This window comes from Pedobacter sp. KBW01, assembly GCF_003852395.1.
Lineage (GTDB): Bacteria > Bacteroidota > Bacteroidia > Sphingobacteriales > Sphingobacteriaceae > Pedobacter.
Window position 1 is genome coordinate 92,142 of sequence record NZ_QAJQ01000040.1, and the last position, 14,057, is coordinate 106,198.

Consider the following 14,057-nt stretch of genomic DNA (forward strand, 5'->3'; position numbering starts at 1 on the left):
TATTAGTAGTTTAATCCCGGTATTGGCGATTCTGTTAAAATCTTATCCAGCATTTGTTTTAAATAAGCCAGGTGTATTTTGCTATCCGAATCGTTCGTTCTGCCAATAGCACTACCAATATCTTTGCGGAGATCTTTTAAATGCGCCAGCGCCAGGGGCTTAACATTCGAATAAAGCAGAATTTCAGTTGGTGTAACTCCAGCCAGAATATTATCCAACGAACCTTGTAATGCAAAGCGTTTATTGTACATGGTGATGATACTACCCACATACATTTTCTGCAAACTGCGGCGGTAAGAATCAATAGCCTTTCCGGTTTTTATCTCCGAAAAAATACCGTTTTTCAGATCGTTTAACCATTGCTGAGGCGAATAAGCACCTTTTCCATAATCGCGTTGGTTAACCATTAAACGGAATAGACGGCTTTGAGAAGTAACCGAAGCAACAACACCCGATTGCAAATTCTCAACTTCACCAAAACCATATTTAGGATCGATCTTATTTAAAATCTGCTCGTTTAACAACCATTTTGGCGTGGTAAAAATTTCATCGTTAATAAATTTAATCGCCTCCTTCTGTTTGGCCAGACTAACAGGTTTATAAACCGCACCTGCCTGCTCGTAAGTTTTTTCAGTTACGTTAACACCTCCCAAGTTTTTAATTACGTGATAAGCATATTTAGAAAGCTGTCCAACTGCCTCTTTATACATTTCTTTCAAATCGGTATAATCTTCGCCATCTTCCCTGGTCCAGTAAATTAACTGTGGAACTACACGCTTTAAGTTCTTAATGCCATACTGACTTGCTTTTATCGCATCGTCTCCTAAATCTTCAGATTGAGAACGTGGGTCGTAATCTCTGCCTTCGCCACCAAACCAAAGTCTTTTGTTGGATGCTAAGCTATCAATGGTAATTTTGTTGAGGATTTTTTTATCGGCCGCAGCATTTGCAGTACCAAAAATCGGCTTGTATCCCCATTGAATGGCCCATTTATCGTAATCGTTAATTCTCGGAAAAATTCCGGCTTCGCTAACGTTATCTTCTGGCTGCGCCACATAATTAAAACGGGCATAATCCATAATTGATGGCGTGTGGCCATGTGCTTCAACCCATTTCTTATCTCTCAATTTTTCTACGGGCACAGTACTACTCGCGCCCATGTTGTGGCGTAAGCCTAATGTATGACCTATTTCGTGCGAAGAAACAAATCTGATTAATTGCCCCATCAGCTCATCATCGAATTTATTTTTGCGGGCTTTCGGATCTATTGCACCAGCCTGGATCATGTACCAACGGTGTACCAGGTTCATTACATTGTGGTACCAGCCAATGTGGCTTTCCAAAATTTCGCCGGTGCGCGGATCGGCAATGTTTGGTCCGTAAGCATTTTGCTGTGGAGATGCAAAGTAACGGATTACAGAGAAACGTGCATCATCTAAACTCATTGTTGTATCGGCCTCTGGCCATTCTTTACCAACAATTGCGTTTTTAAAACCAGCCTGTTCAAAAGCTTTTTGCCAATCGTTTACACCAGCAATCAGGAATGGCCTCCATTTTTTTGGTGTTGCCGGATCGATATAATAAACAATCTGTTTTTTGGGTTCTACGAGCTCTCCTTTTTTAAATTTTTCAATATCCTCCTCTTTGGGCTCTAATCTCCAGCGGTGAATAAATGCCTCCTGCTCTACTTTCTGCTGATCATCTTTATACCTGATGTTTGCACTGGCGAAGAAACCCACACGGGCATCGTACATACGCTTTCTCATCGGGTTTTCGGGAAGCATTACAAAAGAGGTATTCATGCCCAAAGTAATGGCACCAGCCTCGCTTGCAGCAGGTAGCCTGCCGCCAACAGTATTGTAGGTACGGATGCTTTTTACTTCGGTATTGATTGGAAAACTCTTTACACTTTCGATGTAAGAACGGTCGGCCGCCTGTGCACCTAAACTGTATGCTTTCTTATTTTCTGCATCGAAAGATAATAAGGGGGTTTCGCTAATTAAGAAATCTGTAACATCAATTACCACTGATGATGAGTCTTTACTTTTTGCCTTAATTGGAAAAGCTGCCATTATCGGGTTTAAGTTCGAACTGGCCACCGCTTTTGAAATCATATCGGTAGAATCGGCAATGCTAACCGTTGCCGAAACTTTTAGGAACAGCTTATTATTTGGTCCTAACTCCCAGTACACAATACGGGCACCAACTTCTTCCCCTCCGTAATTACCGGCTCCAGGTGTTGATTTACTTAACCTGTTTACCGCCAAAATCTCCTTTTTAAGCAAAGTGTTCGGAATTTCAAAGAAATATTTATCTGCTATTTTATGAACAGTAAACAATCCTTTTTGGCTTACTGCTTTTGCGGTAATTACCTCACTGTAAGGCTTAATTGGATTTTTTAAAGAATCTGTTTTTGGCTTTGGCGCAACAGCCGTTACTACAGGAGTTTTCTTTTTCTTTTTTAAAATGCTGCACGATTGTACGGTTGCACCGAGCATGCCGATGGCTAATGCCAGGTAAAAATACCTGACATTAATTTGTTTTTTTGTTTTCATTTGTGTTTTTAGTAACCTGGGTTTTGAGTTAAAGTATAGTTAGCGTCGAGAGCCGCTTGTGGAAGCGGTAACAGTTTTGATTTGGGTGTATAACCTGCCTTAATCGCACTTAAAACGGCATCAGCTTCACCTGTACGTTTTAAATTGAACCAGCGGAAAGCCTGCTCACAAAAAAGTTCCTTTCTGTTTTCGAGTGCAATATCACTTAATAAGGTTGCAGGAACGGTAATAGTGCTTAACGTAGCCGCAGCTCTTGTTTGTATGGCATTCAAATCGCTCAGGGCACCTGTTAAATTTGTTCCGATTCTTGCCCTTACTTCTGCACGGATCAGGTAAACTTCTGCCAATCTAATTACAGTTTGAAATTCGGTAACGCCAGCTGTTACCGCCAAAGCCTGTGTACGATACTTGTATTTGAAAGGAAGCGTGTAAACCGCACCCGAAAGTGTGGTGTGGTTCATCCAGTTAATCCGCCTTAGATCTGTTGTTTCAAATAAAGCCGTAAACCTTGGATCAATGCGGTAAACAAAACTGGTTACTGCTGTTGTAGTACTTGGAATAAAAGTAGCCGCTTCGTTTGTATATTGGTTCGTTGCAACTACAGGTGGCGACATTTGCCAGATACTTTCTGCGCTATTTTTGATAAATAACCCTGTGCCCATAGTTGCCCTCGGAATCAGGGTATATAAACCTGATGCAATTACTTCCGAAGCATTGGTTTCGGCCGCAGCATAATTACCGGTAAACAGATATACCCTTGCCAAAAGTGCGGTAGCAACAAATTTATTTACTCCTAAGCGGTCGCCTGCCGTTGCCGAATAATCGCTTAACAGGTTCGCTTTTGCGTCGCTAAGGTCAGCAATAATTTTGGTGTAAATGTTTGCAGTGGCCTCTCTAGGCTGAAATGCAGTGATTGTTGGGTCGGTAACCAAAACCAAAGGCACATCGCCAAAGGTATTAACCAGGTTAAAATAACAGTAAGCCCTTACAAACTTAGCCTCAGCTATGTATTGCTTTTTAATTGCATCCGAAGCTCCCGTAGAGCTTTCGAGACCATTAATAATGGCATTTGCACGGTAAATAACAGCATACCACTCCGAAAAAATACTTGCCTGCCCCGTACTCAGTGCATTGTAACTGTTATTGTTATATTCCTGCAAACCGCCTACCGTAGAAAGATACAGCAGGTCATCAGCCTGTAACGAGCTATAAACCGTAAGGTTTGTAGATTGGGTTGTGGTTTGCGATAAACTGCTAAAAAGACCTGACCGCGCACTGGTTGCCAGCTTGTCTGATGCAAATACCAAATCGGTTGTAACCTGATTTAAAGGTGCATCTATATCGATAATTTTTTTACATCCTGCACCGGCCATCGCGATGAAAACCAGCGAGCAAATGATGATGTTGTATTTTGATTTTAACATGATGATTCGGATTTAAAAAGTGAACTGTAAACCAGCAATTAAAGTGCGCAATGGCGGAGTTGCTACGCCTTGCGATTCAGGGTCGAACCCTTCATAATTGGTGATGGTAAATAAATTCTGTCCCTGTGCGTACACCCTGATGTTTGGCGCATTGGTTTTAGAAATCCATTTAGTTGGCAATACATAAGATAAGCTCACATTCTTTAACCTGATAAATGAAGCATCAACCAAAGAAGCATCCGAACCGGTATAATAGCTGTAAGCCAAATACGCTGCCGAACCTGCAGTGCCACGCGTTCCTGCACTAACCAAATAATCGGGAGAGCCCAGCGCCAGATAATCATTTACAATACTTAAGGCTGCATTGCTAAAATATCCCGGAGGATAGAATGACGAAGACAACAAACTTCTACCCTGTTGTTTTACAAATTGGAATGTAAAATCAAGTGTTAATTTTTTATAACTAAAAGTATTGGTTAAGCCACCGTAAAATTTAGGATAAGAAGTACCAGCATAATACCGGTCTCCGCGACCAGTTGCAGCAAAACCTGTTGTTGGACTATTAATACCACCAACACTATTAAAATCGGTAAATGATGGTAGGTTGGTTGCAGGATTTATGCCTGCATATTGGTATAAATAGTATGAACTAATCGGATTACCAACTACGTAAGTAGCGAAGTATGATGATTTTTCGATATCAGGAAATGACAATAATTTATTGTGGTTTTGACTGATATTAAATGAAGAGCTCCATGAAAAATCTTTATTTCTGATATTTGTGCTTGAGATACTCAATTCCCAGCCTGAGTTTTGAACCGTTGCCGGCAAATTACTTTGGTAACCCGTAAAACCAGCCTGCGCACTAGTTGTTAAATTAATTAGCTGATTACTCGTTCTGTTGCGGTAATAAGAAGCACTTAAAGATAAACGGTCATTGAAAAAAGCCAAATCTAAACCAATATCCAGCTTTTTGGTTTCCTCCCACTTGTAATCGGGATTTGGCAAACGTGATGGGTTTAACCCCGTTGAACCCGCATAAACATAAGTTGAAGCCGTGTATGTATCCAAATAGCCATAATTATCGATATCATCGCTCCCCACAACGCCATAACTGCCACGAAGTTTACCAAAACTGAACCAACTGAACTTATCTTTCAGCAACTTTTCTTCAGAGAAAATCCATGCGCCACCAACTGATCCGAAATTACCGAATTTATTGTTTGGCCCAAACCTCGAAGAACCATCCCTTCTAAAATTAACGTTTAAGATGTACTTATCTGCCACATTATAATTTACCCTGCCAAACAGCGATGCATATTTATAATCAACAGAACTGCTTGTTGTACTTACTATTGAGGCAGCTGTAACAGTTCTTAAAAAATCATCAGAGGTAAATCCTGATGCACTTGTGCTGTAAGGCAATTTGGATTGTTTAAACTGATAAGTTCCACCCACCAAAGCATTCAATGTACCTTTCCAGATTTTGTTGGTATAGGTAATTTGGGGTTCTACGATATAGTTATTTGTATAATTATAAGTGTAATTTGCCGTACCCGATGTTGGGTTTAAATTCGGATTTAATGAAGATAATGGTCTTGTAACCACCTGGTTCATATCCGTTTTGCTATAACCTAAACTTGCCTTAACATCCAAACCTTTTAACACATTATATTTTAAAGCTAAATTGGTTAACAGGTTCGAAGTACGGTTATCATTCGATTGACTTAAATATCCCAAGGGATTATTGGTAAAACCATCCCAGTTTAAGCTCCCGTCTGCTTTATACAAGGGGAAATTTGGCGCCAGGCTATATGCCCAGGTAGCTAAATCAGTAGTAGAAATGTTATTTTTATCGGTTGAATAAATGGCGCTTAGCGATAAATTAAAACGTTGATCGAGCGAAGCGTGATTTAAGTTTAACTTACCACCACCACGCTGATACCCCTGATCGCCCGGAAAAACATTTCCTTCTTTGTGATAAGTTCCGCTTAAGAAAAAGTTCGTTAATTCATTCCCACCCGATAAACTTGCAGTTACATCGTTTGTATGCGCTGTATTGCCCAACATATAACGTTGAAAATCGGTATAACCATTCTGGTCCCAAACCAGCAGATCGGGAGCAGTTGTTGCTGTTGGTGTTGCCGGGTTTGTGGTATTATTGGCAAAAGCTTTTCTTCTTAGTGCCAGATATTGCTCAGTGCCCACCGTTTCTACAAAATGCGATACATTAGAAACTCCGGTTGAAGCATTGACATTAAATTTTGTTCTGCCTGGTTTTCCTTTTTTGGTGGTAATTAATACCACACCATTTGCCCCTCTCGAACCGTAAATAGCTGTTGCATCTGCATCTTTTAAAACCTCAATGCTTTCGATATCAGACGGATTTATGGTATTCATTGGGCTAGTATTGCCTTCTGCAGAGGGTAATGCTGCTCCGGATTGTGATGAAGCAAAAGCTGCAGTATTGATTGGCTCAGACAAGTACGGAACACCATCGATGATATAAAGTGGGCGGTTTGCTTTAACACCGTTCAGGCCAATGGCATTTGCACCTCTTATCTGAACATTAATGCCCGCGCCAGGTAAACCATTCGTTTGCACAATGGTTACACCAGCCATACGGCCTTGCAATGCCTGTAACACGTTGGTAACAGGTTGCTTTTCGATATCTTTTGCGCTAATGCCAACCTGCGAACCTGTGCTGAACCTGCGTGTAGTTGTTCCGTAACCGATAACCATTATTTCATCCAACTTAGCCGGATCAAGCACCATGTTAACGGTTAATATAGCTGTTGCTGTAACTTCAATTGTTTTGTAACCAACATATGATAAAACAAGCGTTGGGTTTTCATCAGAAGCCGAGATATAAAACTTACCGTTGTTTCCTGTAGCCGTTGAGCGGTTAGTGCCTTTTACTTTTACGCTCACACCAGGAAACGGCTGCCCTCTTTCATCAAGCACAGTACCAGTAACAGTAATATGATCAAAATAACCGGTCACCTTATCGAGCAAGCTTTTTTCCTGTATAATTACCGTTTTGTTCTCAATAGTGAAAGTAAGCGATTGGTTAGATAAACAACGTTTCAGTACTTCACTAAGCGCTGCATTGGTAACGTTAATATTCACCGGAAAAGATTTAGAAATTAAATCCTGATCATATATAAAATCGTAACCTGTTTGTGTTCTTATTGTCTTGAATACATCGGTTAAATTTGCATTTTTTTGATTAATTGTAACCCTTTGAGCAAGTGTTGCTGCACTTACTTGCATCATTGCAGCCAATAATAGAAACGTAGTTACACGCATAATCAGCAGAATTTTTTGGACACGGCCAGAAGGCCCACCCAGTTTGTTTGGGTAAAATTTGTACATTTGTTTGGTTTTTAAGTTGAATAGTCAGTCGATTGATTTATTAGCGCTAAAAACTTTGGCCAGAGGTGTTCCACCACCTTTGGCTTTTTATTTTAGGGCCACGTATAATTATATTATCTGGTTACCGTGATCCTCCTTCCTTCAATTTTAAAGTGAACTTTTCCTGTCTCTTCCATTACTTCTAAAACGGACGAAATATTTTTTGATCTCGAAATCCAACCTCCAAGATTTAATTTTTTAGGTGCATCATCACTATAAACAACCTCCACATCGTACCAGCGGGAAATTTTTCGCATAATCGACCTAAAATCGTTATGTTCTAAAATAAAATCACCATTTTTCCAATCGATAAAGTTCTCGGCATTTACGTTTAAAACTTTTATCGTTTCGCCATTTCCACGGGCTTGCTGGCCAGGTTTTAACATCACAGCATCGTTAATCTTAACACTTCCTTCAAGCAAAGTTGTTTTCGTTGCTATTTCATCGATGTAGGCATTTACATTGAAATGTGTACCTAAAACCTCAATTTTCTGATTTTCAGTTTCTACAGTAAAGGGTACCCTCCTACCCTCATTAGAAATTTTACTTACTTCAAAATAAGCCTCTCCTTTAAGTTTAACCCTTCTTTCTGCCGCAAAAGAAGTGGCAAAAGTTACCGACGATGATGCATTTAACCATACCCTGGTTCCATCTGGCAAATTAACCTGATACTGGCCGCCGGCAGGCGTTTGAATTGTATTGTGCGCTATTTTATTATCAACAGCTACCTGAGTGGGCATTTCGTAAACAATTTGGCCATCGGCAGTTTTTGAAATTTTTACTCCTGCCTGATCAGCCAAACGACCATTATCAATTTGATCCAGGTCGATTTGTTTTCCATTGTCCAGCACCAAAATAGCGCGGTCTTTTCCTGCCTTAATATCTTTGGCTGGCGGAAGACTTGCCAGATATGAGGATGGATGATTTTGGTTATAAATTAAAATACCAGCTAAAGAAATCACAACCAGCACAGCTGCAGCATAAAACAAGGGATGTAATTTTATTTTCCGGACTGGTTTGGTATTGGCTTGCACCATTTTCCAGATCTGTTGCGTTTCTGCGGCTAAAAATGATTCGGTATATACAGGAAGTTCTTTACTATTCAGATTAATATAGGCAGACTCAAGCCATACCTCCTCTTCAGGAGTAGCTTCACCTGCAATATACCGATCTAAAATCTGCCTGAATTTTTCTTCTTCCATTTGAGTATTAAGCTTGATATAAGTAATACAATTGTGAAAGAGAGATTGGGGATATAGAATTAAGAATTATTTTACATTAAGGTAATGCACAATGATTAAGATTAACCCAATTTTAGTTTTTAGTATCCGTAATGCCTTTTTCATTTGATCGGCAGCAGTAGATTCAGTGATGCCCAGACGGGCAGCCACTTCCTTATTGGATAGATTTTCGTGCCTGCGCAATTCGAAAACGGCCCTCATACGGGGCGGAAGATTTGCAATTTCTGCTGCAATCATTGCTGCAAACTGCTTTTCGCGAATCAGTGTATCGGTATAAATTCCGCTATCCGCATTTGCTTTCGAAAAATTACCGGCGTATGCACTTACTAAATTCTTATGTTTAATGAGATTGAAAATGCCATTGCGGAGGGCAATAAACAAATAGCCCGACAAATTATTCCCTTGTTCGATGGTTTGGCGTTTCTGCCAGATTTTCATAAACATTTCCTGAACTACATCTCTCGAATCGCTCTCGTTCCGAAGCTTATTAAAAGCATGTGCATATAATAAAGTGCTATACCGGTTAAATATTTCGGTAAAAGCCGAATGATCATCATTTTTTAAATGAATTAAAAGATCATCGTCCGTTAAAGTTGCATATGAGATGCCAGTATTGGTCATTTCAGGGATTAAAAAACATCAAATAGTCCGGGATAGGTAGAAGAGCAATCAAAAATAGCAATATTTAACATAATTGTTACACCTATTCCATTTATTTCAACAATTTTTGACACAGTTTATTGAACAGTTCCTACTGAAGCTATTGCCGACCTACCTCCGAGATACCTTTTTGTACCTCCGAACCCCGCCGCCGGAGCTAAAAGCTCCCCTCACCTACCTCAGAATACCGTCGACCCACCTAAACGCTTCGACAGCGAACCTAAAAGATCCACTCATCTATCTCAGAGCTACTTTTAGATGGCAATAGAGGGCTTTTTACTTATTTCCTACTTATTGATTGCTATCAAAAAATGCCTTTGATGATGAATGGCTAATGTTATTATTAATGATTTTTATTTTTCATTTTGCAACCTTCAATTTCAAATCTGCATCTTAGTAAAAAACCTATCCATGAAATATCTGCTTCTGCTTTTAATTTGCTTATTAACGTTTAATGTAAACGCACAAAAAACCACCACTCAGGATAGTATAAAAGTATTTTACGACGAACTCTTTTCTGCATTAAAAATTGGATACCTGCATAAGAAAGCGGTTAACTGGCCTATTGTTGAATCGGAGACTAAACAGAATTTAGCACAATACAGCAATTTTAAAAATTCGCTAAATGAAACAAAACCCCTTTTCGACAAGATAAAAGCAACACATTGCCTTGTATACCATAAACAGGATAAATACTCGGCAACGAGGAAAATAATATCAAAAGACAACTATAGTGCACAGTGGAAAAAGAAATATGATACCAAGCCAGTTTTTGAAGCCAAAGTAATTGATGGAAAGTATGGCTACATTTTAATGCCGGGCATGGTATTTTTTGATACCAGCCCAGAAAATATACATAAAATAGCTCAGCCACTGTATGACCAGATAGCGGAAGTTAAGGCTAAGCATAAAATCGAAGGATGGATTATTGATTTACGGTTTAACACAGGAGGTAATTCGTGGCCGATGTTGCTCGCCTTATACGATTTTTTGGGAGACCATTATATTGGAGGTTCTCTTAATATTAACAAAAAACAGGACAGTAAAATTAAGTTAAGTAAAGGAAGGTATATCGACAATGCTAAATCAATTTCCTACATTACCCCTACCGGAGCATTGCTGGATAAAGCAAAGGTTGCCGTAATTACCGGTGTATTAACCGGAAGCTCGGGTGAAGTAACGGCATTGGCATTTAAAGGCCGTGCAAATACTACATTCATTGGAGAAAGCACAGCAGGCTTCACTACGGGAAATATTTTTTGGCCATTACCTTTTGATATTACCATGGCGCTTACCAACTCATACGACAGCGATAGAAATGGTAATTATTACGAACAGATTATTCCGGATATAGTTGTTTCAAAGCAAGATAACTTTGACGACCTCCTTTTAGACAAAAACATTCAGGAGGCAATCAAATTTATAATGACTGTTTAGAGCCCGGACTATTGGCTATTTCAAATTCCGCTCTTTTAAAATACGTTTTAATTCTTCGTTTTTATATTTCGAATTATTAATAAGTTTATAGGCAAAAAACAAAGGAATTAATGTAAAAAAACCTAAACTGTTTTTGATGAAGCTGTAAAATATAACACCAGCCAGAAATCCAATCAAGAAACCATTCATTATTGCAGCTGATTTCATTTTTTTCGCTTCCTGTAGCAATTCTTCATCTGTTAATTCGGTAAGTGCTTTTTGTTCCATGCTTAATATTTGGTGATTAGCTTATTTTGTTGATTAGCTACAAAACTTATTTTGAGCCTGCCCTTATTTTAGCAAGCTCCATGGCCTTTTTCATATCTGCAATACCATAGCCAAAAGGTAATTCTGGCTGACTAGCGCGATCTGCAGATTTACGAATAATTTCTAATAAATCTTTATTGCTTAATGCAGGGTAGGCTTCCCATAAACAGGCTATCAAACCACACATAATCGGACTAGCGTATGATGTACCACTTCTATTCTCAGCCTCTCCAGCAATATTAATTACACCGGCACTTCCTCCCAATGCCATAACATCAGGCTTAATTCGCCCGTCAGCGGTCATTCCCCAAGAGGTAAAATAACTTGCTGTGCCGTTGCTGTAGATCGAGCCCAGTGTTAATACGTTAGGTGAATCAGCTGGCGTGCCTACCCATTTTTGTTCATTGCCTGCGCAATTAACAATAAACATCCCCTTACTAAAGGCTAGATTAGCAGCCCGCGTAGCCATTGCCGTTTTACCATCCATATCGCTTGAAGAATATTTTTTAGTGAGATAAGAATATCCGTCAGTATAAGATAAAGAAGAGTTAACCAGGTCTACACCTACACTATCGGCAAATTCGATGGCGCTTGTCCAATAATCTTCTTCAACCGGGTATTCATCAGCACTATCCTCGGTTCTAAGCAACCAATAATTTGCTTCCGGCGCTGTACCAACATATTTCCCAGGCTTGTTTGTAGCCATACAAGAGGTTACCCAAACGCCATGCGTATCTATACTGTACGGATCATCATTTTCATAAACAAAAGATTTTGCGCCTTTAATATGAATATTGTTAAAAGCCGGATTATTCTTTAATCCGATGAAACCGGCATCGATTACAGCAATATCAATGCCTGCCCCCTTATAACCTTGTTGGTGCAAGTTTTCTCCTTTTACCGTAGTAATGTTTAATGCAGCCGCTCCATAATCGATTAAAGTACCTAAACTGCCTGGGTTTCCAGGTTGTGAACTATTAACATATTTCGGAGCAACTGATTTTTGTTTTCTTTTACCAACATAAACTAAAACCACTTCCTTAACAAAAGGCAAAGCTTTGTATTTATCAATTAAAAACTGATCCTGAACATTTACGCAAACTGTATTTAACCATTTACTTTTGGTTACAATTTCACCACCAACAGCCTTTATAGCTTTAAGATATTCGCTAGATATAGGCAAGTCGCTTTCATCAATCGAAATGTTTCGCTTGCGACGCCTTTCAATAGCTTTTCTGGAGAGAAAAGCTTCGGGATTACTGATAGCGTAATCAGATTTCCCTTTATCTTTTAACACCAGTCTAAACTTATAGTCATTCCCATCAGTTACGATTACTTTGCACTTTGCTTCGCCTTTTCCGTTAAGCAGTTTTGCAAATACATAAGTAATCCCGGCACCTTTTGGCCATACAGTTCCTTCGGTAGTTACTTCAGCAATCCGTGGATTTTCCACACGCCATTCTACAGCATCAGAAGTACCTTGAGGAAAATTTTCCATAATAACAGAAAGCCTTGTACCAAAAAAACTATCATTTGCCAAAATGGTACTATCCAGATTCATGCGGATTGAAGGAACTGGTACTTTTGGTGTTTCAGGTATTTCGGTTTTCTTGCATGCGGATAGAAAAATAAAAAATGCGAAGAATCCAATCAGGAAATGTCGAGCGTATAATATCATAGGTAGGTATATTTCGAAATCTATTTGAAATAAATTTGCGCGACAAATGTAAGACTAATGAATTAAAGTCCGAAACGGTTCTGAATGTTATAAGAAGCTACTCATTGCAAATAGTTATAAAAACAATAAAGCCTTAACCTATTTAGGCTTTTCGCTTTTGAACAAAAAATAAACAGCCCCAATAAAAGTGATCCAATACACGACTGCCAATGCCGGTTTTTCAAATTTTAAATTTTGAAAATCAAATTGCTTAAACAAGGTTACACCAACAATGATGACCACAATCGCCAAAGTGAATTTAAGTACCTTTTTCGTTTCCATATTCCTGCTTTTATCTTAATCTGTCAGTTTATTGGCTGTAAAGGTCATTATCACGTTTTAAATATCGGTTACACTTTGGTGTAATTTTTATTTTTTAGGTGCAAACGTCCAAATGATTTACTTAAGCTATAAAATTCAGGCGCGCATCTATGCTTTTAATATCTGGCTAAAAACCTTTGTCTTTCCTTATCTTTATTATTTCATAGGCAAAGTCAGATGACCATTAAATCCAGTATTTTCAGCAAATTAGAAACTCAAATTCCAATACAAGCAAGAACAGCTTTTACCTCTATTATATTATTGCTTATTTTGCTAAATAGTGCTTGTATAGAAAGGAAAAACAATGAGCCATCAAAGACAAAAATGGTTAGCAAAGAGCAGAAAGAAAATATACCTATACGAATAAAACAAGATACAATTTTAAACTCCGTTGGTGCTTACGTTAACAAACACTTATTTACAGCTTACTGTAAGACCCGATATAATACTTTTGTTATGAACGATAAAGGAGATACGGTTTATCGGGATAGCACCTATTCTTCAGAAATAAAATTCATCGATTTCAACAACGATGGTTATCAAGACATTCTAATTGATTACCTCACCAATGTACCAGGAATACAAGATTTACTACTTTATGATAAACAGAAAAATACATTTCAAATGGTAGTTAATTTTCAGGACTTCCCTAACTCCATAAGAATTCGAAACCCAAACTATTACTACTCTTACCATCGTAGTGGCTGTGCCGATATGAATTGGGACAGTGATTTGTTCTATATAAAAAATTATACTGCAGTAAAAATTGGAAATATTAGTGGCAATCAATGCCACGACATTAATATTAAAGATGGAATCTACATTAATAAAATACTTAAGGGCAAGGAAATTCAAATCCAAAAACTATCGATCAATATGATTGAGAAATACAGAGACTATAAATGGGGATTTATAGCACAGTACTGGAAAGAGAATTATCAGAACTTTGACAATGTAGGTCATTAAATCGAGTAGGAAGATA

The 14,057-nt window shown here is 38.6% G+C and carries 10 protein-coding genes; 2 read left to right on the forward strand and 8 right to left on the reverse strand.

Annotated elements, in window-relative coordinates; translation table 11 throughout:
• Positions 1-2: 2 nt before the first annotated feature.
• The 5 genes from DBR40_RS26045 to DBR40_RS26065 form a co-directional block, all read right to left on the reverse strand.
• Complete coding sequence (locus DBR40_RS26045) at positions 3-2,555, reverse strand: zinc-dependent metalloprotease (RefSeq protein ID WP_124562660.1); 2,553 nt, start codon at positions 2,553-2,555, stop codon at positions 3-5.
• Positions 2,556-2,563: 8 nt separating this feature from the next.
• A complete protein-coding gene (locus DBR40_RS26050) occupies positions 2,564-3,979 on the reverse strand; it encodes a RagB/SusD family nutrient uptake outer membrane protein (protein WP_124562661.1) in 1,416 nt (471 codons plus the stop codon).
• Positions 3,980-3,991: 12 nt separating this feature from the next.
• Complete coding sequence (locus DBR40_RS26055; RefSeq protein WP_124562662.1) at positions 3,992-7,354, reverse strand: TonB-dependent receptor; 3,363 nt, start codon at positions 7,352-7,354, stop codon at positions 3,992-3,994.
• A gap of 113 nt (positions 7,355-7,467) precedes the next feature.
• On the reverse strand, positions 7,468-8,595 hold the full coding sequence (locus DBR40_RS26060) for a FecR family protein (RefSeq protein WP_124562663.1): 1,128 nt from the start codon (positions 8,593-8,595) through the stop codon (positions 7,468-7,470).
• 66 nt (positions 8,596-8,661) lie between these two features.
• A complete protein-coding gene (locus DBR40_RS26065) occupies positions 8,662-9,255 on the reverse strand; it encodes an RNA polymerase sigma factor (protein WP_124562664.1) in 594 nt (197 codons plus the stop codon).
• Between the two features lie 450 nt (positions 9,256-9,705).
• Between DBR40_RS26065 and DBR40_RS26070 the strand changes: the two genes are divergently transcribed.
• On the forward strand, positions 9,706-10,731 hold the full coding sequence (locus DBR40_RS26070) for a S41 family peptidase (RefSeq protein ID WP_124562665.1): 1,026 nt from the start codon (positions 9,706-9,708) through the stop codon (positions 10,729-10,731).
• Positions 10,732-10,746: 15 nt separating this feature from the next.
• Here the strand turns inward: DBR40_RS26070 and DBR40_RS26075 are convergent, their stop codons facing one another.
• From DBR40_RS26075 to DBR40_RS26085, 3 genes are all read right to left on the reverse strand, one after another.
• The gene (locus tag DBR40_RS26075) at positions 10,747-10,998 is read right to left on the reverse strand and encodes an FUSC family protein (protein ID WP_124562666.1); all 252 of its coding nucleotides are present in this window, start codon (positions 10,996-10,998) and stop codon (positions 10,747-10,749) included.
• A 46-nt stretch (positions 10,999-11,044) separates the two neighbouring features.
• Positions 11,045-12,715, reverse strand: coding sequence for a S8 family peptidase (locus DBR40_RS26080; RefSeq protein WP_124562667.1), 1,671 nt, complete (start codon positions 12,713-12,715; stop codon positions 11,045-11,047).
• Positions 12,716-12,853: 138 nt separating this feature from the next.
• The gene (locus DBR40_RS26085; RefSeq protein ID WP_124562668.1) at positions 12,854-13,036 is read right to left on the reverse strand and encodes a hypothetical protein; all 183 of its coding nucleotides are present in this window, start codon (positions 13,034-13,036) and stop codon (positions 12,854-12,856) included.
• Between the two features lie 216 nt (positions 13,037-13,252).
• Between DBR40_RS26085 and DBR40_RS26090 the strand changes: the two genes are divergently transcribed.
• A complete protein-coding gene (locus DBR40_RS26090) occupies positions 13,253-14,041 on the forward strand; it encodes a hypothetical protein (protein WP_124562669.1) in 789 nt (262 codons plus the stop codon).
• Positions 14,042-14,057: the final 16 nt, after the last annotated feature.

Excerpts from the sequence above, each read along its gene's own strand:
- DBR40_RS26070 (WP_124562665.1), top strand. The coding sequence starts at position 9,706 with ATGAAATATCTGCTTCTGCTTTTAATTTGCTTATTAACGTTTAATGTA.
- DBR40_RS26055 (WP_124562662.1), bottom strand. The coding sequence starts at position 7,354 with ATGTACAAATTTTACCCAAACAAACTGGGTGGGCCTTCTGGCCGTGTC.
- DBR40_RS26060 (WP_124562663.1), bottom strand. The coding sequence starts at position 8,595 with ATGGAAGAAGAAAAATTCAGGCAGATTTTAGATCGGTATATTGCAGGT.
- DBR40_RS26045 (WP_124562660.1), bottom strand. The coding sequence starts at position 2,555 with ATGAAAACAAAAAAACAAATTAATGTCAGGTATTTTTACCTGGCATTA.
- DBR40_RS26075 (WP_124562666.1), bottom strand. The coding sequence starts at position 10,998 with ATGGAACAAAAAGCACTTACCGAATTAACAGATGAAGAATTGCTACAG.
- DBR40_RS26050 (WP_124562661.1), bottom strand. The coding sequence starts at position 3,979 with ATGTTAAAATCAAAATACAACATCATCATTTGCTCGCTGGTTTTCATC.
- DBR40_RS26080 (WP_124562667.1), bottom strand. The coding sequence starts at position 12,715 with ATGATATTATACGCTCGACATTTCCTGATTGGATTCTTCGCATTTTTT.
- DBR40_RS26065 (WP_124562664.1), bottom strand. The coding sequence starts at position 9,255 with ATGACCAATACTGGCATCTCATATGCAACTTTAACGGACGATGATCTT.
- DBR40_RS26090 (WP_124562669.1), top strand. The coding sequence starts at position 13,253 with ATGACCATTAAATCCAGTATTTTCAGCAAATTAGAAACTCAAATTCCA.
- DBR40_RS26085 (WP_124562668.1), bottom strand. The coding sequence starts at position 13,036 with ATGGAAACGAAAAAGGTACTTAAATTCACTTTGGCGATTGTGGTCATC.